Below are 26,435 nucleotides of genomic sequence, written 5' to 3'. Positions count from 1 at the left end.
CGACTGAATGGACAACGGCCCGTGGCCGTGCGGCGGCTCCGGCGCGCTGCCGTCGCTGGCACACTAGCCCAGTCGGCACGGCCCGGGGCGTGACGAAAACGGTTCTGCCGGATACCCGTCACGGTCCCTCCGCCGCCCGCCTCAGTTGGTAGCTTGCCTGCCGGGTCGGCCGGTGCGACCGGCGTCCGCACCGGGTCGCCACCCGCACCGACCGGTTGCCGACCGAGGCGCCGGGCCGTCCGGTCACCGTTGGGTCCGCCCGGTCGCTGATCGACCCCTGCCCGCCGCGATCGCGGCAGATGGAGTAGCGCCAGATGATTCCACTCGTCGACCTGCGGGCCGCCCACGCCGAAGTGGCCGAGGACGTCAGCACCGGCTTCAAGCGCGTCATCGAGAACACGGCGTTCGTCGGCGGCGCGGAGGTCGCGGCGTTCGAGCGCGAGTTCGCCGGGTTCTCCGGCGTGCAGCACTGCGTCGGTGTCGCCAACGGCACGGACGCGGTCGAGCTGGCCCTGCGGGCGTCCGACGTGCGGGCCGGGGACGAGGTGGTGCTGCCGGCGAACACGTTCGTCGCGACCGCCGAGGCCGTGGCCCGGATCGGGGCCCGCGTCGTGCTCGTCGACATCGACCCGGCGACCTACCTCCTCGACGTCGACGCCACCCTGGCCGCCGTCGGCCCGGCCACCCGGGCGGTGGTCCCCGTGCACCTCTACGGGCAGCTCGCCCCGGTCGAGCGGCTCCGCGCCGGACTCGCCGGCCGCGGCGTCGCGATCGTGGAGGACGCCGCGCAGTGCCAGGGCGCCACCCGCGCCGGCGTCGGAGCCGGCACCGGCGGCGTCGCGGCCACCAGCTTCTACCCCGGCAAGAACCTGGGGGCGTACGGCGATGCCGGGGCGGTGCTGACGGACGACGCCGGACTCGCCACCGTGGTGCGCACCCTGGGCAGCCACGGTGGCCTGGTGAAGTACGTCCACGAGATGATCGGGGTCAACAGCCGGCTCGACGCGCTGCAGGCGGTGGTGCTGCGGGCCAAGCTGACCCGCCTGGCCGCCTGGAACGACGCCCGCCGGGCCGCCGCCGCCCGCTACGACGAACTGCTCGCGCCCCTCGACGTGACGCGTCCGGTTGTCCTCGCCGGCAACGAGCACGTGTGGCACCTCTACGTGGTGCGGATCCCCGGCGGCGCCGGGCGCCGCGACGAGGTGCTGCGGCGGCTGAACGAGGCCGGTGTGGGCGCGGGCATCCACTACCCCTACCCGGTCCACCTGACGCCGGCGTTCGCGGACCTGCCGTACGGCCCGGGCAGCTTCCCGCAGGCCGAGCGGGCGGCCACCGAGATTCTCTCCCTGCCGCTGTTCCCGCAGATCACCGCCGAGCAGCAGGCAACCGTCGCGCGCGCGCTCGCGGCCGCGCTGCGGTCAGTGGCCTGACGCGCCCCCGCCATGTACGTATCGGTCCGGGACCGCCCCGGCGCGGATCCGGCCGGCGAGCGCGGCAGCCGGCTGCCCCGGGTCGGCGCCACCGTGGTGCTGCTCGGCGTCGTCAGCCTGCTCACCGACGTCTCGTCGGAGATGGTCGCCGCGGTGCTGCCGGTCTATCTCACCGCCGAGCTCGGGCTCGGTGTGCTGGCGTACGGCCTGGTCGACGGGCTCTACCAGGGCGCCAGCGCGCTGGTCAGAATCTTCGGCGGGTATCTCGGCGACCGGTCCCACCGGCCGAAGTGGGTCGCCACCGCCGGCTACGCCCTCTCGGCCGCGAGCCGGCTGGCCATGCTGCCCGCGCACGGGCTCGGCGCGGTCACCGCGGTGGTGACCGCGGACCGGCTGGGCAAGGGGCTGCGTACCGCGCCACGGGACGCGCTGATCGCGGATGCGTCGGATCCGCGCACGCTGGGCCGCTCGTTCGGCGTCCACCGGACCCTGGACACCATCGGCGCGGCCGCTGGTCCGCTGGTGGCGTTCTCGCTGCTGTGGTTCCTGCCCGGGGGCTACTCGGCGGTCTTCGTCGCGTCGTTCGCGTTCGCCGTGCTGGGCGTCGCCGTCATGGTCCTCTTCGTGCCGGACCGGCGCCGGCCGACGGCGGCCCTGCCGGTACGGCGGGTGCTCCGGGAACTGACCGGTCCGCGGCTCCGGCGTCCGCTGATCGCCGCCGGCGTGCTGGGCCTGTTCACGATCGGCGACGGCTTCGTCTACCTGTCCCTGCAGGATCGCGACCAGTTCGCGGCGAGCTACTTCCCGCTGCTGTTCGTCGGCACGAACGTCGCCTACCTCGCCCTGGCGATCCCGCTGGGCCGGCTCGCCGACCGGGTCGGGCGGGCGCGCGTCTTCGTCGGGGGCCACCTGGCGCTGCTCGTCGCGTACCTGGTCGCCGCCGCACCGCTGGGCGGCCTGGGAGGGACGGCCACGGCCCTGGTCCTGCTGGGTACGTTCTACGCCGCGACCGACGGCGTGCTCGCCGCGCTGGTCAGCCGCCGAGTGACCAGCGACGCGCGGGGGAGCGGTATCGCCGCCGCCCAGACCGTCGTCGTGATCGCCCGGTTCGCCGGCGCGCTCGCCTTCGGCAGTCTGTGGCAGCTGTTGGGCCGCCAGGCGGCGCTCTGCCTGCTGGCCGGCCTGTTGATGACGGGAGTGGTGATGGCCGCTTGGCTGCTGTCGGGGCGGGACCGCCCCGATCCCGTGGCGGTGCCCGACGCCGACGCGGCGGCGGAGGAGCAGCGATGAGCGGGCGGGTACGGGTCTGGACCCTGGCCGTCATCGTCCTGGTCACCCTGCTCGGCACGGTCGGCTACATCTACTCCGTCCGCCGGGAGCAGACCCAGGTCGTGGCGGCGGCGCCGCCGGTGCCCACCGGTCCGGACGTCGCGGCGGTGACCGCCGGCGCCCATGTCGTGTTCCGCAGCACCGCGGCCGGTGACGACTACGGGCGGGTGGCGGTGGTCCCGCTCAGCGACCCGGCCGGGCCCCGGGCGTTCACCCCGGCCGCCTGCGACCGGGTCTACGCCCGGCGCGGCGAGGCGGTGTGCCTGTACGCCAAGCCCGGCCTGGTCACCACGTACCGCGCGCAGGTCCTCGGTCCCGACTGGACGGTGACCCGCGAGCTGCCGCTCGCCGGCGTGCCGAGCCGCACCCGGCTGTCGCGCGACGGGTCGCTCGTGGCCACGACCACCTTCGTGGCGGGGCACAGCTACTCCACCCCCGGCCAGTTCTCCACGGAGACCCTCGTGACCAGGGTCGCCGACGGGCACTCCAGCAACATCGAGCACTTCCAGCTGATCGTCGACGGCAGGCGGGTGGCGGCCGCGGACCGCAATCTCTGGGGGGTCACGTTCGCCGACGGGGACACCTTCTACGCGACGGCGGCGTCGGGCGGCCGGACCTGGCTCGTCCGGGGCAGCCTTCGCGAACAGCGACTCGTCGCGCTTCGGGAGGATGCGGAATGCCCGTCCCTCTCGCCGGACGGCACCCGGATCGCGGTCAAGACGCGGGCCGGCCAGGCGCCGGGGCACTGGCGGATCGCGGTGTACGACCTCGCCAGCGGCCGGTCGACCACCCTGGCCGAGCAGCGCAGCGTGGACGACCAGATCGAGTGGCTCGACGACCGCCGGGTGATCTACGGCCTGCCGCGGAGCGGGGAGGGACCGTCGACGAGCGACCTCTGGGTCGTGCGCGCGGACGGCGGCGGCGTCGCCGAATTGTTCATCCGCGATGCGTGGTCGCCGGCGGTCGTGCGGTAGTCGCCTCCTCCGCCCCGACGGCGGCCGGCACCTTCCCGGTCGCCGGCTCCGGCGCTGGTCGGGCGAGCTTCGTCGTGTCCCGACGGCGGGGCGACCAGCCCTTCAACGCCATCGCCGGCCGCTCCACGACGTGCCAGGACGCGACGGCGAGCGCGACCGTGGCAACGGTGCAGATCGCGACGTAGGGAATCAGGCCGAGCCGTGGCACGCCCACCAGGGCCAGGAGCTGCTGGACCGGGAAGGCGTAGATGTAGCAGCCGTAGGAGTAGTCGTGCCGGCGGCCGACCCGGCGCGTCCAGCGGGGCAGGCGGACCGCCAGCCACAGGACGAGGTAGGCGAAGGCCGGATAGCCCAGCACCGCGAACGCGCCGAACTGGGTGGTGGCGACCACGACGGCGGCGGCGGCGACGGCGAGGCCGTCGTGCAGGACGATCCGCTCCCGGTAGAGCTGGCAGACGGCGCCCAGGAGGAACACGTAGGTCAGGTAGACGAGGGAGTAGCTGTCCAGCCCGCCCACCCCGAAGACCGGGCCGTGCACGCCCTGCGGCCCCGGGATCTCCGGCGCCCGGAGCAGGTCGTGCAGCAGGACGGCGGCCCCGGCCAGCGCGAGGATCGTCACGAGCCACCGGGCCCGGCGCAGCACCCCGACGGCCGCCAACCCGGCGACCAGGAGGTAGCAGAGCACCTCGTAGAGGAGGCTCCAGAGCGAGCCGTCGAAGACCGACGTGCCGGTGCGCTGCCCGTACGGGGTGTCGAGCAGCAGGCCGGAGATGCCGTACTGCCGGATCGCGATGAAGGCGTTGCTGACGACGTACTGGAACGGTCCGTCGGCGGCGCCGAAGAGGCCGTGGAGCGTGCCACGCTCCCACAGGGACACGATCGGGGCGAAGACGAAGGCCGTCACCACCAGGCACACCCACAGGCCCGGCAGGATCCGCAGGCCACGGTGCCAGAGGTAGCGCAGGACCGGGACCCGGGTGCCGCTGCGGGTGATCAGAAAGCCGGAGATGACGAAGAAGCCCAGGATTCCGATCTCGCCGAGCGCCGTCTGGCCGTTCGTGAGGCCGGCGCCCGGGTCGTCCGCGCCGAAGCCGAGCGGCAGCGAATGGGACACGAGTACGGCGAAGGCGAACATCAGCCGCAGAAAGCCGAAGCTGTTGTCCGCCGATGAAAAGGCAGAGGCGAGGTTCTGCCTTGCCCGGATTCCCGCCACCACGGCGAAAGTCAACCACGGCGGGGGAGCAGGGTAGCTGTTTTCCTCGGTCGGGAAGTCGACACCGACGGGCCGGAAATCTGTTACCCCATAACCGCTTTGCCGTATTGGGACCGCTTTCCCTGGGTGATGGCGAAGATTACGCTGGCCGCCATGTCTGCCCGAGGTGAGACCGCAACGCCGCCCACGGTGCTGCCGAGATGAAGGCGTTCCTCGCCGTCTCGTACGCGCCGGGCAGGCTGACCGCGACCGACGAGGCGTGCCGGGCCGAGGCCCTCGCCCGCCTCGGCGCCGGCGCGCGGATGCTGCCCACCGAGGACGGTTGGCTCGCCTGCCACGGCGCAGACCCGGGCGATCGGGTCGACGACAGCGGCACCGCCTTCACGCTGCGCCTGGGCCGGGCGGCGCGTACCCGGGTCGCCGATGTCACCACCGCCGAGTTGGCCGAGCAGCTGGGCCGGGGCACGAAGGCGGACGGCGCCGCGCTCGCCGCGCTCGTGCCGCCGTTCGCCGCGGCACACCGCTCCGGGGCCGGCGAGCCGATCGTGGCGGCCACGGACTGGCTCGGCTTCCGGCAGCTCTTCTGCTGGCAGGGCGACGGCGTGGCCGCGATCTCGACGAGTGCGCTCGCCCTCGCCGCGCTGGCCGGGGCGGGGTTGGACCACGGGGCCCTCGGCCTGCAGAGCCTGGTCGGCTGGCAGGTGGGGCTCGGCACGGTCTTCGCGCAGGTCGAAAAGGTGCCCGCCGGATGCCTGGCGGTGCTGGACGCGGGCCGGGTGGAGACGCACCGCTACGTGGAGCAGTCGCTCGCCCTGGACGGTCCGGCACCGTCCCTGCCCGAGACCGTCGACGAGATGGCCGGGATGCTGCGGGAGTTCCTCGGGGCATACGTCGCTGACCATCCCGGCACGGTGCTCCAGTTGACCGGCGGCCAGGACACCCGCGTCCTGCTCGCGGCGCTGTCCCCGGCGACCCGCCGCGGGCTCCGCGCGCTCACCCTGGACGTGCGGGGCGGCCCGGACGCCACGCTGGCCCAGAAGCTGAGCGCGCTGGGCGGGCTGGACCTGCATGTCCACTGGCTGGACGAGCAGCCACCGGTCACCCCGGCCGCGGCCCACCGCACGGCGCTGCAGGCAGCGGCGGCGCTGGACTGCATGGCCAGCCCGCTGGCCCTGGCCCCGCTGCTCCTCGCCGAGGGCCACCTCGAGCAGGGCCATCGCCTCTCCGGGCTCGGCGGGGAAGCCTGCCGCGGCTTCTACTACTTCGGCCAGCCCCGCAACGCGACCACCTCGCCGCAGCTGGTCGGCCAGTTGGCGAACTGGCGCCTCTACGCGAACGAGGCCGTCGACGCCCGCGCACTCGAACCGGGCTTCGTGGCCGCCGCCCGCACCGACGCGGTCGACCGGATCACGGCATCCTTCGACGGCGCTCCGTCACACTGGCTGCGGGCCACCGACTACTTCTATCTCTACCAGCGCATGCAGCGATGGGCGGGAGCCCACGGGTCGGTCGCGGCCGTCAACCGCTTCTTCATCAACCCGATGTTCGATCGCCGCTTCATCCAGCTGGCGCACTCCGTGCCGCCGGAGCAGAAGGGGAGCGGCCTGCTGACCGGGCAGCTCATCCACCGGCTCGACCGCGAACTGGCCGCGGTGCCGCTGGATTCCGGGCTGGTTCCCGCCCGGTTGGGGCAACGCGGCGTCCGCGACCGCGCGGCGGCGGCCCGGGTCACCGCCCGAAAGCTCTCCGGCAAGGTCCGGCAGCGGCTGCGCCGTTCCGGCCGGGCGCAGCTGGGCGCGGCCGAGGTGGCGGCGCTCGTGGTCGAGCACTGGCGCAGCGAGCCGGACGTCCTCGCACCGCTGCGGACCACCGGCATCGTCCGGGACGCATGGCTGGACGAGTTGCTGACGGGCCGGCGGGAGTCCGCCCCGGCCACGGTGGCCTTCCTGACCAACCTCCTGGTCGCCACCGCGCCGCAGCCCGTCAGCTGAGGCCACCTGCCCGCCGGCGTGCGGCGTACCGTGACCACGGAACCCGCTCCGCGCCGACACCGGGAGGAGCCGCTCGCGCACGCCGGCTGCGCGGGGTCATCCATGGTTCAACGTCGATACGGGTGACTTAGCGGCATTTCGTTCGTTGTCTTGGTGTGCCTCGTGCAGGACAGGTCAGGTTGTCGGGCGAGCGTCCTCCCCGATCGCCGAGCGAACCCGGTGCCGAGCCCGGCGCCTCCGTCGCCCCCGTGCAGCGTGCGGCGGGTGAGTCGCGCGCGTCCGCCGCCGGCTAGGGCTGACGGCGCGGGTGTCTCATCCGGACCGTCGGCTGATGGCGTCGGACGCACCCGCCGTCGACGCCCGCGACACCGCATCTTCCGTGCCGGCGTTGGCCCGCCCCGGGTCCGAGTGACACCACTTGTGGAGAAGGGAACCACATGGTCAGGAAATCGCGAGCGGTCATCGTGCTGGCCGTCGCCGGCGCGGTGGCGATCTCCGGAACGGCGCTGGCGGGTCGCGTAGCGACCAGCCCGGGCGGTGTGGAGACCGCGGCGGTACCCCCCGGAACGTACTCGCTGTGGAGCAGCTCAGCGGTGCCGGGCACGGTGACCGACCCGGACCGGCAGGCCGTGGAACTGGGGCTGAAATTCACCGCCACCCAGGACGGCAGCGTTCTCGGCGTCCGGTTCTACAAGTCGAGGACGAACACCGGCGTGCACACGGGCAACCTCTGGGCGAGCAGCGGCACGAGGCTGGCCACCGTCCGGTTCACCGACGAGAGCCGGTCCGGGTGGCAGTACGCCGCCTTCTCGGCCCCGGTGGCCGTCAAGGCCAATGCGCTGTACGTGGTGTCGTACCACACCACCGTGGGCCATTACTCGGCTGACGACCGTTACTTCGCCGCGGCCCGCAGCCGGGGCCCGTTGCGCGCCCCGGCCGACGGATCGCAGGGCGCCAACGGCGTGTACCAGTACGGCACGGGCGGATTCCCGAACCGGGGCTACCGGGCCACCAACTACTGGGTCGACGTCGTCTTCAAGCCGGGCGCTCCGGCCACGTCCAGTCCCACCCCGCTACCCACGACCGCATCCCCCCGCCCCACCTCGCCGAGTCCCACCCCGACCGCGGCGCCGACGCCCAGCGCCACCCCGCCCGCACCGACTCCGACCGCCACCGGCAACCCCGACAGCACCGGCGGCGGCAGGTACCCGCAGCGCTTCTCCGTGGGTGCCCCCGGGGTCGGCAGGTACCGCCAGTCCGATGCCCGGCTGCCGGTGCCGGCCGGCTACCAGGAGGTGTTCCCGCACAACGCCGGGAGCAAGGAGTGGGACCTGTACGAGTGCAACGGCACGGTGAATCTCGACCACAAGTACTTCCATGCCTTCATCTACATCGGCACGAACTGTCACGGCACCGTCAACATCACGAACTCGATCATCGCGCCGCCACCGGGTTCCGCCAACCGGGCCATCCTGGTCAACGCGGATTCCTCGGCCAGCCTCCGCGTCAACATCAGCAACACGACCATCCGGCCGGAGCCGGTGGGCCTCGGCATGACGAGCGCCCCGTTGACCGAGCACGCGATCAACGACTGCCCCACCTGCACGATCCAGCTCAGCCACGTAGACGTGGCGAACTCCGGCGGCATGTGCCTCTGCGGGGCGAACACCACCATCGAGTACAGCTGGCTCCACGACAACTACATCGCCCACCTGGCCGATCCCTCCCAGGCCCACACCGGGGGCGTCTTCCCCTACGGCGGCACCGGTCCGCTGGAGATCAGCCACAGCCGGCTCGAGCCGGGCGTCAACGCCTACACCGGCGCGGAGATCCCCGACTACTGGCAGGCCATCACCGCCGTGCTCTTCACCCAGAGCGCGGGCGGCTCCCTGCTGCGCAACTACCAGGTCCACGACAGCTTCATCTCGCTCGGGGCCTTCGGCCTGTACGCCCAGGACGGCGAGGGGCTGCGCCTGCGCGACAATGTGTTCGGGCCGACGCACTGGGGCTACACGAGCCGGTGCGGGTCGGGATGCGCCGTCACCTTCGCCGACTGGACGAACAACGTCGTGGGCACGATCGACGGCACCCCGACAACGCAGCTGGTACCCAGACCCGCCTAGGTGTACTGCCCGGGGAGGTGCGTGCCACCGCCGTTGAGGTGGTACGCCCGCTCCTCCGCGCTCTCGCGCGCCCGCAGAAACCGGTCGCTCCATTCCGGGTCACCGTCGGCGATGCGATCGACCACGTGCTCGTCGAGTACCCGTCCATCCGGCGGTACGAGCCCGACCGCGACCACCGTCTGTCCGTTCCGCCCGTAGTGCAGGACCTGCCAGCGCGCCGCGCGGGTCGCCCGTCGGCTGCGCCGCCCGGCGATGGCCGCCAGCAGGAGGTAGCAGCTGACGGCAACGACCAACGTGACGCCGACGGCGAGCAGCAGGGTGAGGGCCCGCACGGCGACCTCCGCCTCACTTGAGGGGTACGGTGGCGCCGGCCCCGGGAGCGTACGTCGTCACTCCTGGGGGTAGCGCCTTGATGATGTCGATCTGGGCGCACGCGGAGCAGGCGTCGTACCCCTGCTGCCGGGTCTTGTTGGCCTCGGCTTCCGCCTTGGCCTGCGCCACCCGCGCCTGGGACTCGCTGACCTGCGCGTACGCCGCCTGGGCTTTGTTCACCGCATCCTGCACTGTCTGCGGGAGGGTGACTCGGGCCAGGTTGAACTTGATGCCCTCGAAGAAGTTCCCGCCCAGCATCTCGGCCAGGTCCTTGGGGAGGCTGCTGTTCACGGCTTCCTGCACCTTGGCGATGTTCGTGTTGTTGGTCTGACCTCCGGTGTCCGGATTGGCGGGTGCCGGTGTTCCGGTGCGCTGCGCGCCGTTCTGGACCAGCGCGCAACTGGAGACCAGCTCCGCGCAGCGGAAGCTGTTGATCTGGATGCGCAGGTCGTTGTCGATCACGGGGCGGACGATCGCGTCGAGGAAGGTGCTCCAGCCCTCGTCTCCGTCGTAGGCGTAGCGCAGCTGGCCGTCGACGCCGCGGAACTGCCGGGTGCCGAATTTCGTGTCGAACGCCTTGAGGGTGTCGGGGTCGAGGTTGAGGGTGAAGTAGATGGTGCCCTCGATGCCCATTTCCACCCCGTCGCTCGACGGTGTGTTCACCACGTCAACGCCGGTCCGATCGCCGCGCTTGTTGTCGGACGTGATCGTGTAGAAGCGCTGCTGGGCGGGGTAGCGGTGGGTGGTGGAGTACGTGCCTGTCCAGGTGAGACCGGAGGCCGGCGGGATCACCTGACGCACCCGGTTGTTATCGAACCAGCCGCCGTTGCGGACCACCCCGACCTCGCCGCCGGCCGTCTTGTCAAAGCCGCCGATGACCGCGGTGAGGGCCACGATCAGCACGACCGCGCCGGCCAGGACGGCCCCCGTGATCGGAAGAACTCGCCGCGGTTGGAACCCCACCGACGGTCTGGTGCGCGGTGTGGCCATGGTGCACGCTCCCTCGCTGGTCATCGGGCCATCTGCCCGTCGCGATCAGGTTGGCAGCCAGTGTCAAGACCGTCAGTCGACACCGGCTCCTTCCCGGGCATGCGGCCTGGAGGCTGCTGGCCGGCGCGATGAGCACCAAGCCGGACGAGGACGAACCGGAACGCCGCTGAGGCGGCCCGGGGCGGGCGGGGAGGTACCCGCCCGCCCCGGGTTCGGCAGCCCGTGACGACCCGACCTAGCGGCGGGCCAGCTTGCGGAGCACCGCCACGATGTGGTCCTGGTCGTCCTCGGTAAGGGCGTGGTGCAGCGGCAGGATGAGCGAGTCGCGGGTCAGCCGCTCGGTCACCGGCAGTGGCGCGGGCGTCACGTCGGCGTAGGCCGGCTCCAGGTGGGCGGCCATGATGCCGCGTCGGGCCGACACCCCGGCGGCGGCCAGCTCGGCGAGCACCTCGTCGCGGCCGGTGCCGTACTCCGGGTCGATCAGCAGCCAGAACGACTGGAAGTTGGTCTCGCCGTACTCCGGGTCTCGGACCGGAGCCAGCCCCTCGATGTCGGCGAGCAGCTCGTGGTAGCGGGCCGCCAGCGCACGCCGGTGAGCCACCAGATCCGCGAGACGGCCGAGCTGCACGAGACCGATCGCCGCCTGGATGTCGGTCATCCGGTAGTTGAAGGCGGTCTCCAGGTAGGCCTCGAGTACCGGCTGGGCGCTGGCGTGCCGGTCGGCCGCGGAAACGTTCATGCCGTGTTCCCGCAACCGGCGCAGCCGGGCCGCCCACTCCGGATCGTCCACGGTGACCATTCCACCCTCGCCCGTGGTCAGCAGCTTGCGAGGATGGAACGACCAGGCCGAGATCGTCGCGCCGGCGCCGACCGGCCGTCCGTACGCCGTCGACCCGGCGGCACAGGCCGCGTCCTCGATCAGCGGCAGCCCCCAACGGCCGGCAGCGTCGCGCAGCGCGGCGACGTCGAACGGCACGCCGCCCTGGTGCACCGCGATCACCGCCCGGGTCCGGGCGGTGCGCACCGCGTCGATCGTGGCCGCCGTCAGGTTGCCGGTGCTGACGTCGACGTCGGCGAAGACCGGGGTGGCGCCGACGTAGCGCACCGCGTTGGCGGTGGCGATGAACGAGAACGACGGCACGATCACCTCGTCGCCCGGGCCGATCTCCAGCACCACCAGCGCCAGGTGGAGCGCGGTCGTGCACGAGCTGACGGCCACGCCGTGGCCGGCGCCGACCAGCGCGGCGAACTCCTGCTCGAACCGGGCCACCCGGGGCCCCTGGGCCACCCAGCCGGACCGTACGGCGTCGGCGGCGGCCTGCGCCTCCTCCTCGCCGAGCCGGGGGATCATCACGGGGATGCGCGCGCCGGTCATTTCTCGGCCCGCCACCAGTCGACCAGCCCCTGAAGCCCCTCGTGCAGGCCGATCTCGGCGCGGAAGCCCAGCTTCTCGGCGGCGGCGGTGGTGTCGGCCAGCCGGCGGGTGACCCCGTTGACCGCGCGGGCCGGACCGTGCTCGGGGGCGAGGTCGGACTTCATCACGTCGCTGAGCGCCTGGGCCAGCTCCTTGAGGCTGGTCTCGGTGCCGCTGGCGACGTTGAACACCTCGTCGGTGACGTCCGCCCGGGCGGCCAGGATGTTGGCCCGGGCGATGTCGGCGACGTGCACGAAGTCCATCGTCTGCAGGCCGTCGCCGAGGATCAGCGGGGGCATGCCCGATTCGATCCGCTCCATCCAGCGGATCAGGACCTCGGTGTAGAGGCCGTGGATGTCCATCCGTGGGCCGTAGACGTTGAAGTAGCGCAGCGCGACGTAGTCCAGGCCGTACATGCTGTGGAAGCTGCGCAGCATGCCCTCGTTGAACGCCTTGGCGGCGCCGTAGAACGTGTCGTTGTGGTAGGGGTGGTGCCGCTCGGTGGTCGGGAACTCGTCGGCGAGCCCGTACACGGAGGCGGACGAGGACAGGATGACCTTGCGGACCCGGGCGGCGGCCGCCGCCTCCAGCACGTTGAACGTGCCGTCGACCAGCACCTCGTTGGCCAGCCGCGGCTCCTCGGCGCACTGGGTGATCCGAATGGCGGCCAGGTGGAAGACCAGGTCCTTGCCGCGGGTCAGCTCGTGCACCAGCCCGACGTCGCGGATGTCGCCCTCGACCAGGCGGACACCGGCGTGCGGCAGGGCCCGGGCGAGGTTGTCCCGCCGGCCACGGACGAAGTTGTCGAGGACGACGACCTCGGCCGCCCCGCCGGCGACCAGCTGGTCGACGACGTGGGAACCGATCGTGCCCGCCCCACCGGTGACCAGGGCCCGTGCCCCGGTGATCTCCACCGCGCTCATGCCGTTGCTCCGCTTCGCTCCGCGCCGGCCTGAGCCATTGCCCTGCCAGGTTCGATGAGTTGCCCGTTCACGTCCGTCCATTCGCTCAGCTCGACCACTGTTCCGCCGTTTGCGAGGCTGCGGGAGGCGGCCTCCAGGATGGCCATCACCCGCAGGCCGGACCGGCCGTCGGTCAGGGCGGGCGCGCCGGTGCGGATTGACCGGGCGAACTCCTCGACCATGGTCCGCAGCGCCTCCCGCTCCGTCAGGGCCGGTGCCACCATGTCGCCCGAGCGGTACGACACCAGCATGTCCCGGCGCTGCTCGTCGCCGAGCTCCTCCGCCGACGCCACGTCGACCCCGCGGTCGAAGATCGAGAGTCGCTGGCTGGGGTTGAGGTCGTCCCAGACCAGCGTCCGCTTCGACCCGCCGATGATCGCGGTCCGGATCTTCACCGGGGAGAGCCAGTTGACGTGGATGTGCGCGATCGCACCGGTGTTGAGGTGCAGCGTCAGGTAGGCGACGCAGGCCCGCCCCGCCCCGATCCGGTCCGCGCCGTGCGCGGCCACGGAGACCGGCGCCACCCCGGACGGCAGGATGAAGTCGAGAATCGACAGGTCGTGCGGCGCCAGGTCCCACATCACGTCGATGTCGCGCTGGACCAGCCCGAGGTTGATCCGTACGGAGTCGAGGTACTGCAGCTCACCCAGTTCCCCGCCGTGCAGCAGTTCGCGGATGCGCAGCACGGCCGGCGTGTAGCAGTAGGTGTGGTCGCACATCAGCGACAGTCCCCGGCCCTCCGCCTCCGCCACCAGCGCGCGCCCCTGTTCGACGCCGGCCGCCAGCGGCTTCTCGACGAGCACGTGCTTGCCGGCCCGCAGCGCGGCCATCGCCACGTCGAGGTGGGTGCCGGCGGGGGTGGCGATGGCCACCGCGTGCACGTCGTCGTCGGCCAGCACGGTGGCCAGGTCGTCGGTTGCCTGGACGGTCGAGTAGTCACCGAGCACGCGTCGGGCCCGGCGCACATCGAGGTCGCAGAGCCAGCGCAGCCGGAATTCGGCGGAGGTCTGGAAGTTGCGTACAAGATTCGGCCCCCAGTAACCGGCGCCGATGACGGCCACGCCGATTGGTTCCTCGGCGGCAACGGGCGATGAGTTCACGGATATCCGTTTCGCTAGTCAGGACAGGACCATTCGCTGGGGGAGAGTTAGTGGCGACGTCCATTCGGCAAGCTACCGAGGCCGTCCTCGCCTGCGCCAGCACCGACCGGGAATTCCGGCGGTGCCGCCGGGGTCAACCGGTCCGTTTGGTTTGCCCGCCCACTTCGAATGGCCCGTTCTGCGGCCACTGGGTCGGCTTTCTGACATTGCCCTTGTTGCCGAACGTCTACCGTTTCCAGCCCGACAAAAGATCACCGCACCGCCGGAAGGAACGAGAGATGACGGACGCCCACCGGGCACCGCACGACGGTGCGCAGATCGCCGCTACGGCCGATGTGGACGAACGGGCCACCGTCGGTTCCGGCACGCGCGTCTGGCACCTGGCCCAGGTGCGCGAGCAGGCCTCGGTGGGCCGGAACTGCGTCATCGGCCGCGGCGCGTACGTCGGGCCGGGCGTCCGCCTGGGCGACAACGTCAAGCTGCAGAACCATGCCCTGGTGTACGAGCCGGCGGAACTGGCCGACGGGGTCTTCGTCGGGCCCGCCGCGGTGCTCACCAACGACGAGTACCCGCGGTCGGTCACCCCGGAGGGGCGGCTGAAGAGCGGCGACGACTGGACCGCGGTCGGCGTGGTGGTCGGCGAGGGGGCGGCGATCGGAGCGCGGGCCGTCTGCGTGGCGCCGGTCTCGATCGGCCGGTGGGCCCTGATCGCGGCCGGCGCGGTGGTCACCCGGGAGGTCCCCGACTTCGCGCTCATGGTCGGAGTTCCGGCCCGCCGGGTGGGCTGGGTGGGCCGGGCGGGCGCGCCGCTCGTGGCGAAGGACGACGGCCGGTGGGTCTGCCCGCGTACCGGGGCCGAGTACCGCGAGGACGAGGGGCGGCTGACCGAACTGCCCGCGGCCTGACGGCCGGGCCGGCGTCGCCGAGCTGGCCGGTCGACGCGTCCCGCCCACCGGCCCCGGCCGGCGGGGGGCTACCCTCGCCCGGGTGAACTGGCTGGAACTCGTCGGCTGGGCCGGCTCCGCGCTGCTGGTCTGGTCGCTGCTGCAGACGCGCATCCTTCGGCTGCGCGCGCTCAACCTGCTCGGCTGCGTCATCCTGATCGGCTACAACACCGCCGTGCGGGTGTGGCCCATGGTCGGGCTGAACGTGGTGCTCGCCGTGATCAACATCTGGTACCTGCGGAAGATGCTCGCCACCCGGCACGACGAGCAGACCTACCAGGTGGTCGAGGTGGGCACCGACGACGCGTTCCTGGCCCACACCCTGCGGGTGCACGCCGCCGACATCGCCCGGTTCAACCCCGACTTCCGCTGGGACCCGGCGGCCGGCCGGTCGGCCTTCCTGGTGGTCCGGGCCGACGAGGTGGTCGGCGTGGTGGTGTCGCACGCCGAGGCCGGCGGAATCGCCCAGATCGACCTGGACTACGTCACCCCGCCGTTCCGTGACTTCACCCCCGGCGAGTTCGTCTACCGGCGCAGCCGCCTCTTCACCGATCGCGGCTTCCGCCGGGTGGTCAGCCCGCCCGGCATGGTCGCGCCGTACTACCACCGGCTCGGCTTCCGCCCGGAGGGCGACGCGTACGTCCTGGATCTCCCCACGACGGCCTGACCGACGCCGCGCCGGGGAGGATTCAGCCACCCTCCCGCGGGGCACAGAGGGGGCCGACGCCGGCCGGTCCCCGGACGGCGAGAGAGCGGCCACGGCGGCCGCCCCGGGTCCGTCGAGGGAGAGAACCGGGCGTGCAGAGCTACTGGAGCCAGCTGGCCCTGGTCGCGGTTCTGGTCGTCGTCAACGCGGCCTTCGCCGGCAGCGAGATGGCCCTGGTCTCGCTGCGCGACAGCCAACTCCAGCGGCTGGAGCGGAGCAGCCGCGCCGGCCGGACCCTGGCCCGGCTCGCCAAGGACCCGAACCGGTTCCTGGCCACCATCCAGATCGGCATCACCCTCGCCGGGTTCCTCGCCTCCGCCGCGGCGGCGGTCTCCCTGGCCAAGCCCCTCGTGCCGCTGCTCGGGGTGTTCGGCGACGCCGCCGAGACGGTCGCCATCGTGGCGGTGACCCTGGCGCTGACCTTCGTCACCCTGGTCTTCGGGGAGCTGGCGCCGAAGCGGATCGCCATGCAGTCCGCCGAGCGGTGGGCCCTGGTCGTGGCCCGGCCACTCGACCTGCTGGCGAGCCTCACCCGGCCGGCCGTCTGGGCCCTCGGCGCCACCAGCGACCTGGTGGTGCGCCTCTTCGGCCTGAACCCGAAACACGAGCCGGACGAGATCGGCCCGGACGAGCTGCGCGAGATCGTGGCCGGCAACCACGGCTTCACCAAGGAGCAGCGGACCATCATCGCCGGCGCGGTGGAGATCGCCGACCGACAGTTGCGCGCGGTGCTCGTACCCCGGTTGCAGGTCTTCACGCTGGACAGCGGGACGACCGCGGAGGCCGCCCGACTGGTTCTCGCGGCGACCGGCCACTCCCGGGCGCCGGTGGTCCGGCACGGCGGCCTGGACGACGCGGTCGGCGTGATCCACCTGCGCGACCTGGTCGGCGTCCCCGACGACCGGCCGGTCGACGAGATCGCCCGGCCGCCGATGCTGCTGCCCGACTCGCTGCCGGTGGTCGACGCGCTCCGCCAGTTCAAGGCGGAACGCCAGCACATCGCCCTGGTGGTGGACGAGCGCGGCGCGGTCGACGGGATCGTCACCCTGGAGGACATCCTCGAGGAGATCGTCGGGGAGATCTACGACGAGACCGACCGGGATCTCAGCTCGGTCCGCACCGAGGACGACGGCACGCTGGTCCTGCCCGGCACCTTCCCCGTGCACGACCTCACCGACCTGAGCGTCGAGCTGCCCAACCGGCCGGTCGGCGACTACACCACCGTCGCCGGGCTGGTGCTCATCTGCCTGGGCCACATTCCCACCGTGGCGGGGGAGCGGGTGACCGTGGACGGCTGGGACCTGGCCGTCGGCGTCGTCGACCACCACGCCATCACCGAGGTCCGGGTCCGCCGCCGGGCCCGCCGCGACCGGCACGGCGACGTCGACGCCCCGGTCCTCGACGAGGCGCACGGCTGACCCGGCTCAGCCTGCCCCACCCGGCGGGCCGAACGGGAAACCGGGCACCGGCGGGCGGAGCTGCACCCGGTCGACGGGGACCTGCTGGGTGCTGCGGCCGAGCACCCGGGCGGCCGCCCGCAGCAGCCACGGCCCCGACGGGTGCAGTTCCGCGCCGATCAGCCGACTGGTCACCCGGGTCCACCAGTGGCCGGCGACGATCAAGTCGGTGATCCGCAGGCGGTCCGGCGGCCAGCCGCCCCGGACCACCACGTCCACCACCCGGCCCAGGCGCTGCCCGCGCAGGTCGTACGCGGTCCGGCCGAGCAGCTCACCCGCTCGCACGGTACGCCCCCGGGATCCGGTCGATGAGGTGCCGGCGCAGCCACGCCTCGACCGGCGGCGGCGGCAGCTCGCCGGCCGGGCAGCGCAGCCGGACCACGCTGTCCACCCGCGCGACCAGGCTGAGCGGGATGCGCAGCGGCCGCACCGGCCGGTGGTCGGTGAACCGGTTCGCGACCGCCACCAGGATCCGCCCGACCCGGCCGCCGAGCCGCTGCCCGAGTGCCGCCTGCCCGGTCAGCAGGCAGTCCACGTACGGGAAGCCCTCGGCGTCGGCGGCGAACGCGATGTCGTCGACCCGGCCGACCAGCCGGCCGTCGACGTCCACGATCTGCTGGTCGAGCAGTTGCTTGGCGAGCTGGACCCTCACTGTCCCATCCTCGTGATCACCGCCAACGGGATCGCCGCCACCGACGCGGCGACGATGAGCAGCAGAAACAGCGCGCCGACCAGGTTGTTCCACCGCCCGTTGACCTGGTCGCCCAGGTAGTTGCGGTCGTTCGCCACCACCAGGATCGGCAGGTACGTCAGCGGCAGCACCACCGCGCTGAGCACCAGCATGTACTCGGTGAGCCGCACCGGGTCGACGGTCGTCATCAACATCAGCACCCCGAGCAGCACGCTGACCAGCAGCACGCTGTGGAACCGGGCGGCCTCCCGGGGACTCACCCGCTTGCCCCACTGCCAGCCGAAGTACTGCGCCACCGCGTACGCGGCCGACAGCCCGGTCTCCAGCGCGGCGCCGAACGTCACCGCGAAGAACGCCAGCACCGCCACCGCGAGCCCGCCCCCGCCCAGCGCGGTCGCCACCGGCCGGGCCACCTGGTCGAGGCTGCCCAGGGGTGTCCCCGACGGGTGGTACGCCACCGTCGCCACGGCGATCAACGACAGGGCCAGGAACCCGCCGACCGGGAAGCCGATCAGCACGTTCGAGCGGGCGTGGGCCAGGTCGGCCCTGCTCCACCGCTCCTCCACCCCGCCCGAGGAGAAGAAGAAGACCTCGTACGGGCTGACCGTGGAGGCGAAGAGCGCCACCGCCACGAACCAGTACACCGACCCGCTCTCCCCGGCGGAGCTCACGTGCAGCGCGCCGTGCCCGAGCTTCGCCCAGTCGGTGGGCAGCGCGAACAGCGCGACGGCGAAGACCAGCAGGGCCAGCCCGGCCAGCCCGAAGACCCGCTCCATCAGCTCGAACCGCATCCGCCACAGCACCAGCCAGACCGCCACCGCGGCCACCGGCACCCAGAGCAGGTAGCTCAGGCCGGTCGCCAGTTGCAGCGCGAGGGCCACCCCGCCCAGCTCGGCGGCCAGGGTGATCACCGTGACCAGCCAGGAGGCGACCAGGTTGAGCAGCGCGACCCGCGGCCCGAGCCGCTCCCGGACCAGGTCGAACACCGCGCGGCCGCTCACCGCCGCGATCCGGCCGGCCATCTCGGCGTACGCGCAGATGCCGAGCACTCCGACCAGCAGCACCCAGGCGTGGGCCATGCCGAAGCGCGCGCCGGCCTGGCTCGCCGCCACCAGGTCGCCGATGTCGACGAAGCCGCCGATGGCGGAGAGGACACCCAGGGTGGCAGCGAGGAGCTTCCTCACGTCGGGTCGGCAGCGGGCGGTCTCATCGACGCGACGATATCCGCGTCAGGCTCCCCTTTTCGGGCGAATCGGCCAGGCTGCCGATCCGGCCGGGTCAGGCGGCGGTGAGGTTCTGCAGTCGCACCTGGCCGCGCGACACCAGCCGGCCGCCGTCGTCGGTGATCTCCACCAGCCAGAGCTGCTGGCTGCGGCCCCGGTGGATCGGGGTGCCCACGGCGGTCAGCTCACCCTCGCGCACGGCGCGCAGGAAGTCGGTCTGGTTGGACACCCCGACCACCTTGCCCTTGTCGCCCAGCCACAGCGCGCCGCCGATGCTCGCCGCCGTCTCCACCACCGAGCAGTAGACCCCGCCGTGCTGGATCCCGTACGGCTGGTGCAGCTCCGGACGGACCTGCCAGCGGATCACCACCCGGTCCCCGCTCACCTCGTCGAACTTCAGCCCCAGCAGGGCGACGAAGCCCCCGGTCAGATCCGGCTCCTCCACGGCGACCCCTCCCTCTCGCGCGACGGCGTCGCCAGCCTAGTCGTCGCCCCCGTCGGCAAACCCGGTACGGGTCGGGGCCGGTGATGGGGGAGAATTGGTGACCGTGACCGACAGCAACCTCCCGCAGGGGCGGGACTCCCTGACCGAAGACCTGCTGTGGCGGGGCCTGATCCAGGACTCGACCGGCCTCGACGAGCTGCGCGAGCTGCTCGACGGCGGGAGCACCACCTTCTATGTGGGCTTCGACCCGACCGCGCCCAGCCTGCACGTCGGCAACCTGATGCAGGTCGTGATGGCCCGCCGGCTCCAGTTGGCCGGCCACCGGCCGCTGCTGCTGGTCGGCGGCGCCACCGGTCAGATCGGCGACCCGAAGGAGAGCGCCGAGCGGACGCTGAACCCGCCCGAGGTGGTCGAGGGCTGGGTCCGGCGCATCCACGACCAGCTCGCCCCCTTCGTCTCGTACGAGGGGGAGAACGCCGCCCGGCTGGTGAACAACCTCGACTGGACCGCCGAGATGTCCGTGGTGGAGTTCCTCCGGGACGTCGGCAAGCACTTCCCGGTGAACAAGATGCTGGCCCGCGAGGTGGTCAAGGCCCGGCTGGAGAGCGGCATCAGCTACACCGAGTTCAGCTACCAGCTGCTCCAGGCGAACGACTTCTTCGAGCTGCACCGCCGGCACGGCTGCCAGCTCCAGTACGGCGGCTCGGACCAGTGGGGCAACATCACCGCCGGCGTGGACTACATCCGGCGCCGCGGCGCCGGCCCGGTCCAGGCGTTCACCACGCCGCTGGTCACCAAGTCGGACGGCACCAAGTTCGGCAAGAGCGAGACCGGCGCGGTCTGGCTCGACCCCGAGATGACCAGCCCGTACGCCTTCTATCAGTTCTGGCTCAACGCCGATGACCGTGACGTCACCCGCTACCTGCGCTACTTCAGCTTCCGCTCCCGGGAGGAGCTGGAGGAGCTGGAGAAGGCCACCGCGGAGCGTCCGCAGGCGCGGCTCGCCCAGCGGGCGCTCGCCGAGGAGCTGACCGCGCTGGTGCACGGCGAGCGGGAGATGGCGCAGGCGGTCGCGGCCAGCCAGGCGCTCTTCGGTCGGGGGTCGCTCGAGGAACTCACCCCGGAGACCCTGCGCGCGGCGCTGACCGAGGCCGGCCTGATCCACCTCACCGAGCTGCCCGACGTCGCCGGCCTGCTCAAGGAGTCGGGCCTGGTGCCGAGCATGAAGGAGGCCCGGCGGGTCATCGCCGAGGGCGGCGCCTACGTCAACAACAACCGCATCGCCGAGGTGGACGCCACCGTCTCCCCGGCAGACCTGCTGCACGGCCGATACCTGGTGCTGCGCCGCGGCAAGCGCTCGTTCGCTGGCGTTGACCTGCGCAAATAGCGGTACGTCGACAGTGTGACGCGGGACGCGCCCAGCGGATTTGACGATCAAACCGCTGGGCGCGTAACTTTCTCTCTGCCAGCGCGGAACGGACGAAACAGGGCGAAAGACCTGGAGGCCGGAGCGCGGAAAAACCCCCAGGCGAGGATGGTTGACTCCATCGCGCCCTGGACCGGGCGGTGCCCCGGATTCGCCGGCAGGCGGATTTGGCGAGGCGGAACCGACCGGGTAAGGTTTACGGCCGGCAGGGAAACGGACGAGCGAGCGGGAAACCGCGAACGGCCGTCCTGCCGAAATCCTCGAAGCGCCCGGCGCGAGCCGGTCGAATCGAGGTGCCCGGCAAAAGGGTGGAAGCAATGACAAACCGCGAAACACCGGTTTGACACGGCAGAAACCACCGGGTAACGTAGTAAAGGTGCCCGGCGCGAGAGCGGCGGGTGTGGTTGGACGAAATGCCCCGGACGGGGGTCCTCCTGGTGGAGGGTTTCCGGATGGTGTGTGGTTGTTCTTTGAGAACTCAACAGGGTGCTTGATAAGCCAGTGCCAAATTGATTTATTACCCCGGACTGGTCGAGCCTTTTGGTTTGGCTGGTTGGGATTCCTTTGGCAACACTTTTGTTGTCAGGACATGTTTTCAACAAGTTTTTGTTGGAGAGTTTGATCCTGGCTCAGGACGAACGCTGGCGGCGTGCTTAACACATGCAAGTCGAGCGGAAAGGCCCTTCGGGGTACTCGAGCGGCGAACGGGTGAGTAACACGTGAGCAACCTGCCCTAGGCTTTGGGATAACCCCGGGAAACCGGGGCTAATACCGAATAGGACCACCGGCCGCATGGCTGGTGGTGGAAAGTTTTTCGGCCTGGGATGGGCTCGCGGCCTATCAGCTTGTTGGTGGGGTGATGGCCTACCAAGGCGACGACGGGTAGCCGGCCTGAGAGGGCGACCGGCCACACTGGGACTGAGACACGGCCCAGACTCCTACGGGAGGCAGCAGTGGGGAATATTGCACAATGGGCGGAAGCCTGATGCAGCGACGCCGCGTGAGGGATGACGGCCTTCGGGTTGTAAACCTCTTTCAGCAGGGACGAAGCGTAAGTGACGGTACCTGCAGAAGAAGCGCCGGCCAACTACGTGCCAGCAGCCGCGGTAAGACGTAGGGCGCGAGCGTTGTCCGGATTTATTGGGCGTAAAGAGCTCGTAGGCGGCTTGTCGCGTCGACTGTGAAAACCCGCAGCTCAACTGCGGGCCTGCAGTCGATACGGGCAGGCTAGAGTTCGGTAGGGGAGACTGGAATTCCTGGTGTAGCGGTGAAATGCGCAGATATCAGGAGGAACACCGGTGGCGAAGGCGGGTCTCTGGGCCGATACTGACGCTGAGGAGCGAAAGCGTGGGGAGCGAACAGGATTAGATACCCTGGTAGTCCACGCTGTAAACGTTGGGCGCTAGGTGTGGGGGGCCTCTCCGGTTCCCTGTGCCGCAGCTAACGCATTAAGCGCCCCGCCTGGGGAGTACGGCCGCAAGGCTAAAACTCAAAGGAATTGACGGGGGCCCGCACAAGCGGCGGAGCATGCGGATTAATTCGATGCAACGCGAAGAACCTTACCTGGGTTTGACATGGCCGCAAAACCGGCAGAGATGTCGGGTCCTTCGGGGGCGGTCACAGGTGGTGCATGGCTGTCGTCAGCTCGTGTCGTGAGATGTTGGGTTAAGTCCCGCAACGAGCGCAACCCTCGTTCGATGTTGCCAGCGCGTTATGGCGGGGACTCATCGAAGACTGCCGGGGTCAACTCGGAGGAAGGTGGGGATGACGTCAAGTCATCATGCCCCTTATGTCCAGGGCTTCACGCATGCTACAATGGCCGGTACAATGGGCTGCGATACCGTGAGGTGGAGCGAATCCCAAAAAGCCGGTCTCAGTTCGGATCGGGGTCTGCAACTCGACCCCGTGAAGTCGGAGTCGCTAGTAATCGCAGATCAGCAACGCTGCGGTGAATACGTTCCCGGGCCTTGTACACACCGCCCGTCACGTCACGAAAGTCGGCAACACCCGAAGCCGGTGGCCCAACCCGTAAGGGAGGGAGCCGTCGAAGGTGGGGCTGGCGATTGGGACGAAGTCGTAACAAGGTAGCCGTACCGGAAGGTGCGGCTGGATCACCTCCTTTCTAAGGAGCACCTTCACCCGAAAGGGTGCAGGAGCCCGCACCGCCCGAATGTGGTGGTGGGGTGCTCGATGGCGGAGACACTGGCGAGTCTTTCCCTGGCAACGGCCGGGTTCCTTCTAGTACGGCCACCTCGTGTGGTGTGGAACGAAGTCCTGGTGCGGCTGGGGAGGATGTAGAGCACCCTGTTGGGTCCTGAAGGAACAACCATCGGTTGTCTTTCAGAGCCTTGTGACGAGCGGTCAGCTCGTCGGGCGCCAGGCATGACCTGGTGTGGCATACCGCCGGCGGTTGTCGGGTTTGGTGTCACGCGGTTCGGGTTGTGGGTTGGTCGTTTGTTGAGAATTGCACAGTGGACGCGAGCATCTTTGTGGTCAAGTTGTCAAGGGCGAACGGTGGATGCCTTGGCACCAGGAGCCGATGAAGGACGTGGGAGGCCGCGATAGGCCTGGGGGAGCTGTCAACCAAGCTGTGATCCCAGGGTGTCCGAATGGGGAAACCCGGCACCAGTCATGTGGTGTCACCCGCACCTGAACACATAGGGTGTGTGGGGGGAACGCGGGGAAGTGAAACATCTCAGTACCCGTAGGAAGAGAAAACAAATAGTGATTCCGTGAGTAGTGGCGAGCGAAAGCGGATTGAGGCTAAACCGGCTGCGTGTGATACCTGTCAGGGGTTGCGTGGTCGGGGTTGTGGGACCCTGCGAAACAAGCTGACACTTGTTTGAGGAGTTACAAAGCCAGCTGCTAGCCGAATGGTGTGGAAAAGCCAACCGTAGGCGGTGATAGTCCGGTAGGTGAAAGTGGCTGGTCTCCTGTGGGTGTTCCCGAGTAGCGGCGGACCCCTGAAATCTGCCGTGAATCTGCCAGGACCACCTGGTAAGCCTAAATACTTCCTGGTGACCGATAGCGGACGAGTACCGTGAGGGAATGGTGAAAAGTACCCCGGGAGGGGAGTGAAATAGTACCTGAAACCGTTCGCCTACAATCCGTCGGAGCCTTGCGGGGTGACGGCGTGCCTTTTGAAGAATGAGCCTGCGAGTTAGTGGCATGTGGCGAGGTTAACCCGTGTGGGGGAGCCGTAGCGAAAGCGAGTCTGAATAGGGCGTATTCAGTCGCATGCTCTAGACCCGAAGCGGAGTGATCTAGCCATGGGCAGGCTGAAGCGCGGGTAAGACCGCGTGGAGGGCCGAACCCACCAACGTTGAAAAGTTGGGGGATGACCTGTGGTTAGGGGTGAAAGGCCAATCAAACTCCGTGATAGCTGGTTCTCCCCGAAATGCATTTAGGTGCAGCGTCGCGTGTTTCTTGCCGGAGGTAGAGCACTGGATGGTCTAGGGGGCCCACAAGCTTACCGAAATCAGCCAAACTCCGAATGCCGGTAAGTGAGAGCGCGGCAGTGAGACTGCGGGGGATAAGCTTCGTAGTCGAGAGGGAAACAGCCCAGATCACCAGCTAAGGCCCCTAAGCGTGTGCTAAGTGGAAAAGGATGTGGGGTCGCATAGACAACCAGGAGGTTGGCTTAGAAGCAGCCACCCTTTAAAGAGTGCGTAATAGCTCACTGGTCAAGTGGTTCCGCGCCGACAATGTAGCGGGGCTCAAGCACACCGCCGAAGCTGTGGCATTCACATTTCAACCTCGCTTGGACTTGATTCCTTGTGCAGGTGTGTGGATGGGTAGGGGAGCGTCGTGCCGGGGGTGAAGCAACGGGGTGACCTAGTTGTGGACGCGGCACGAGTGAGAATGCAGGCATGAGTAGCGAAAGAAGGGTGAGAAACCCTTCCGCCGGATGACCAAGGGTTCCAGGGCCAGGCTAATCCGCCCTGGGTGAGTCGGGACCTAAGGCGAGGCCGAGAGGCGTAGTCGATGGACAACGGGTTGATATTCCCGTACCCGCGAAAGAGCGACCCTGACGAACCTCGTTGTGCTAACCACCCGAACCGTGGATGACCTTCGGGTCTGAAGCGGCGAGCGTGGGAACCTGACGGGTAGTAGTCAAGCGATGGGGTGACGCAGGAAGGTAGCTGATCCCGGCCGGTGGTTGTGCCGGGGTAAGCGTGTAGGCCGTGCTGTAGGCAAATCCGCAGCACACATAGGCTGAGACGTGATGCCGAGCCGATTCAGGTGAAGTCAGTGATCCTATGCTGCCGAGAAAAGCCTCTAGCGAGTTCTTAGCGGCCCGTACCCCAAACCGACACAGGTGGTCAGGTAGAGAATACCGAGGCGATCGGGCGAACTGTGGTTAAGGAACTCGGCAAATTGCCCCCGTAACTTAGGGAGAAGGGGGGCCGGAGACGTGAAGCCCCGCGCGGGTGGAGCGTTGTATGGCCGCAGAGAGCAGGGGGAAGCGACTGTTTACTAAAAACACAGGTCCATGCGAAGAAGTAATTCGATGTATATGGACTGACGCCTGCCCGGTGCTGGAACGTTAAGGGGACCTGTTAGCTCTTCGGGGCGAAGCGGAGAACTTAAGCGCCAGTAAACGGCGGTGGTAACTATAACCATCCTAAGGTAGCGAAATTCCTTGTCGGGTAAGTTCCGACCTGCACGAATGGCGTAACGACTTCCCCACTGTCTCAACCACAGGCCCGGCGAAATTGCATTACGAGTAAAGATGCTCGTTACGCGCGGCAGGACGGAAAGACCCCGGGACCTTTACTATAGCTTGACATTGGTACTTGAGTTAGCTTGTGTAGGATAGGTGGGAGCCGGTGAAGCTCGCACGCCAGTGCGGGTGGAGGCAATCTTGAAATACCACTCTGGTTGATTTGGGTATCTAACTTCGGACCGTTATCCGGTTCAGGGACAGTGTCTGGTGGGTAGTTTAACTGGGGCGGTTGCCTCCTAAAGGGTAACGGAGGCGCCCAAAGGTTCCCTCAGCCTGGTTGGCAATCAGGTGTTGAGTGCAAGTGCACAAGGGAGCTTGACTGTGAGACTGACAGGTCGAGCAGGGACGAAAGTCGGGACTAGTGATCCGGCACTGGCATGTGGAAGCGGTGTCGCTCAACGGATAAAAGGTACCCCGGGGATAACAGGCTGATCTTCCCCAAGAGTCCATATCGACGGGATGGTTTGGCACCTCGATGTCGGCTCGTCGCATCCTGGGGCTGTAGCAGGTCCCAAGGGTTGGGCTGTTCGCCCATTAAAGCGGTACGCGAGCTGGGTTTAGAACGTCGTGAGACAGTTCGGTCCCTATCCGCCGTGCGCGTAGGATACTTGAGAAGGGCTGTCCCTAGTACGAGAGGACCGGGACGGACGAACCTCTGGTGTGCCAGTTGTCCCGCCAGGGGCACGGCTGGTTAGCTACGTTCGGAAGGGATAACCGCTGAAAGCATCTAAGCGGGAAGCTCGCTTCAAGATGAGGTATCCCACCACCTTCGGGTGGGTAAGGCCCCCAGCTAGACGACTGGGTTGATAGGCCGGAAATGTAAGCCCGGTAACGGGTTCAGTTGACCGGTACTAATAGGCCGAGGACTTGACTACCAAGCTGCTACGCGTCCACTGTGCAACTCTGAACGAGCGAACAA

Annotated in this window: 19 protein-coding genes and 2 rRNA genes; 11 read left to right on the top strand and 10 right to left on the bottom strand. The window is 69.5% G+C overall.

Features of this window, described 5'->3' with window-relative positions:
- Window positions 1-314: 314 nt before the first annotated feature.
- From Q2K19_RS32430 to Q2K19_RS32420, 3 genes are read left to right on the top strand one after another with little or no spacing between them, the layout of a single operon-like run.
- The gene (locus Q2K19_RS32430) at window positions 315-1,430 is read left to right on the top strand and encodes a DegT/DnrJ/EryC1/StrS family aminotransferase (protein WP_302766197.1); all 1,116 of its coding nucleotides are present in this window, start codon (window positions 315-317) and stop codon (window positions 1,428-1,430) included.
- A gap of 12 nt (window positions 1,431-1,442) precedes the next feature.
- Window positions 1,443-2,720 carry an MFS transporter gene (locus tag Q2K19_RS32425; protein ID WP_302766195.1) on the top strand — a complete coding sequence of 426 codons (1,278 nt, stop codon included), beginning with the start codon at window positions 1,443-1,445 and terminating at the stop codon, window positions 2,718-2,720.
- Complete coding sequence (locus Q2K19_RS32420; RefSeq protein WP_302766192.1) at window positions 2,717-3,733, top strand: TolB-like translocation protein; 1,017 nt, start codon at window positions 2,717-2,719, stop codon at window positions 3,731-3,733. Before Q2K19_RS32425 ends, Q2K19_RS32420 begins: the two co-directional genes overlap by 4 nt.
- Here the strand turns inward: Q2K19_RS32420 and Q2K19_RS32415 are convergent.
- Window positions 3,696-4,949, bottom strand: a complete 1,254-nt coding sequence (locus tag Q2K19_RS32415) for an acyltransferase family protein (RefSeq protein ID WP_302766190.1) — start codon at window positions 4,947-4,949, stop codon at window positions 3,696-3,698. The genes Q2K19_RS32420 and Q2K19_RS32415 overlap by 38 nt on opposite strands.
- Window positions 4,950-5,146: 197 nt before the next feature.
- Between Q2K19_RS32415 and Q2K19_RS32410 the strand changes: the two genes are divergently transcribed.
- Both Q2K19_RS32410 and Q2K19_RS32405 read left to right on the top strand, forming a co-directional pair.
- Complete coding sequence (locus Q2K19_RS32410) at window positions 5,147-6,937, top strand: hypothetical protein (protein WP_302766188.1); 1,791 nt, start codon at window positions 5,147-5,149, stop codon at window positions 6,935-6,937.
- A 437-nt stretch (window positions 6,938-7,374) separates the two neighbouring features.
- Window positions 7,375-9,060: a DUF4082 domain-containing protein gene (locus Q2K19_RS32405; RefSeq protein ID WP_302766187.1), complete on the top strand. Its 1,686-nt coding sequence runs from the start codon at window positions 7,375-7,377 to the stop codon at window positions 9,058-9,060.
- Here Q2K19_RS32405 and Q2K19_RS32400 read toward each other — a convergent pair.
- The 5 genes from Q2K19_RS32400 to Q2K19_RS32380 form a co-directional block, all read right to left on the bottom strand.
- The gene (locus Q2K19_RS32400) at window positions 9,057-9,392 is read right to left on the bottom strand and encodes a hypothetical protein (protein ID WP_302766186.1); all 336 of its coding nucleotides are present in this window, start codon (window positions 9,390-9,392) and stop codon (window positions 9,057-9,059) included. The genes Q2K19_RS32405 and Q2K19_RS32400 overlap by 4 nt on opposite strands.
- 13 nt (window positions 9,393-9,405) lie before the next feature.
- Complete coding sequence (locus Q2K19_RS32395) at window positions 9,406-10,422, bottom strand: SPFH domain-containing protein (protein WP_302766184.1); 1,017 nt, start codon at window positions 10,420-10,422, stop codon at window positions 9,406-9,408.
- Window positions 10,423-10,657: 235 nt separating this feature from the next.
- On the bottom strand, window positions 10,658-11,812 hold the full coding sequence (locus Q2K19_RS32390) for a DegT/DnrJ/EryC1/StrS family aminotransferase (RefSeq protein WP_302766183.1): 1,155 nt from the start codon (window positions 11,810-11,812) through the stop codon (window positions 10,658-10,660).
- Window positions 11,794-12,759: an NAD-dependent epimerase/dehydratase family protein gene (locus Q2K19_RS32385; protein ID WP_302766182.1), complete on the bottom strand. Its 966-nt coding sequence runs from the start codon at window positions 12,757-12,759 to the stop codon at window positions 11,794-11,796. The genes Q2K19_RS32390 and Q2K19_RS32385 overlap by 19 nt, the downstream gene beginning before the upstream one ends.
- Window positions 12,756-13,859: a Gfo/Idh/MocA family protein gene (locus Q2K19_RS32380; RefSeq protein ID WP_302766178.1), complete on the bottom strand. Its 1,104-nt coding sequence runs from the start codon at window positions 13,857-13,859 to the stop codon at window positions 12,756-12,758. The genes Q2K19_RS32385 and Q2K19_RS32380 overlap by 4 nt, the downstream gene beginning before the upstream one ends.
- Before the next feature lie 317 nt (window positions 13,860-14,176).
- Between Q2K19_RS32380 and Q2K19_RS32375 the strand changes: the two genes are divergently transcribed.
- The 3 genes from Q2K19_RS32375 (at window position 14,177) to Q2K19_RS32365 (ending at window position 16,966) form a co-directional block, all read left to right on the top strand.
- Complete coding sequence (locus Q2K19_RS32375) at window positions 14,177-14,803, top strand: acyltransferase (protein WP_302766176.1); 627 nt, start codon at window positions 14,177-14,179, stop codon at window positions 14,801-14,803.
- Window positions 14,804-14,885: 82 nt separating this feature from the next.
- Window positions 14,886-15,509 (top strand): hypothetical protein, encoded by a 624-nt coding sequence (locus Q2K19_RS32370; RefSeq protein ID WP_302766174.1) that lies wholly within the window; start codon window positions 14,886-14,888, stop codon window positions 15,507-15,509.
- A 131-nt stretch (window positions 15,510-15,640) separates the two neighbouring features.
- The gene (locus Q2K19_RS32365; RefSeq protein ID WP_302766172.1) at window positions 15,641-16,966 is read left to right on the top strand and encodes a hemolysin family protein; all 1,326 of its coding nucleotides are present in this window, start codon (window positions 15,641-15,643) and stop codon (window positions 16,964-16,966) included.
- 6 nt (window positions 16,967-16,972) lie between these two features.
- Here the strand turns inward: Q2K19_RS32365 and Q2K19_RS32360 are convergent, their stop codons facing one another.
- The 4 genes from Q2K19_RS32360 to Q2K19_RS32345 form a co-directional block, all read right to left on the bottom strand.
- Window positions 16,973-17,290 carry a PRC-barrel domain containing protein gene (locus Q2K19_RS32360; RefSeq protein ID WP_302766169.1) on the bottom strand — a complete coding sequence of 106 codons (318 nt, stop codon included), beginning with the start codon at window positions 17,288-17,290 and terminating at the stop codon, window positions 16,973-16,975.
- The gene (locus Q2K19_RS32355; protein ID WP_302766168.1) at window positions 17,277-17,657 is read right to left on the bottom strand and encodes a hypothetical protein; all 381 of its coding nucleotides are present in this window, start codon (window positions 17,655-17,657) and stop codon (window positions 17,277-17,279) included. The genes Q2K19_RS32360 and Q2K19_RS32355 overlap by 14 nt, the downstream gene beginning before the upstream one ends.
- On the bottom strand, window positions 17,654-18,880 hold the full coding sequence (locus Q2K19_RS32350) for an NRAMP family divalent metal transporter (RefSeq protein WP_302766167.1): 1,227 nt from the start codon (window positions 18,878-18,880) through the stop codon (window positions 17,654-17,656). The genes Q2K19_RS32355 and Q2K19_RS32350 overlap by 4 nt, the downstream gene beginning before the upstream one ends.
- Window positions 18,881-18,974: 94 nt before the next feature.
- A complete protein-coding gene (locus tag Q2K19_RS32345; RefSeq protein ID WP_302766165.1) occupies window positions 18,975-19,364 on the bottom strand; it encodes a PaaI family thioesterase in 390 nt (129 codons plus the stop codon).
- Between the two features lie 103 nt (window positions 19,365-19,467).
- Here Q2K19_RS32345 and tyrS point away from each other — a divergent pair, with 103 nt between their 5' ends.
- The 3 genes from tyrS (at window position 19,468) to Q2K19_RS32330 (ending at window position 26,391) form a co-directional block, all read left to right on the top strand.
- Window positions 19,468-20,751: a tyrosine--tRNA ligase gene (gene tyrS, locus Q2K19_RS32340; RefSeq protein ID WP_302772873.1), complete on the top strand. Its 1,284-nt coding sequence runs from the start codon at window positions 19,468-19,470 to the stop codon at window positions 20,749-20,751.
- A gap of 645 nt (window positions 20,752-21,396) precedes the next feature.
- Window positions 21,397-22,912: ribosomal RNA gene (locus Q2K19_RS32335) — 16S ribosomal RNA — on the top strand.
- Between the two features lie 369 nt (window positions 22,913-23,281).
- Window positions 23,282-26,391 (top strand): 23S ribosomal RNA (locus Q2K19_RS32330).
- The 16S and 23S rRNA genes sit together here, the layout of an rRNA operon.
- The last annotated feature ends 44 nt before the right edge of the window (window positions 26,392-26,435 follow it).

Source organism: Micromonospora sp. NBRC 110009 (genome assembly GCF_030518795.1).
In the GTDB taxonomy this organism is placed as follows: Bacteria; Actinomycetota; Actinomycetes; order Mycobacteriales; family Micromonosporaceae; genus Micromonospora.
This window is presented reverse-complemented; position numbering and strand designations above follow the sequence as displayed.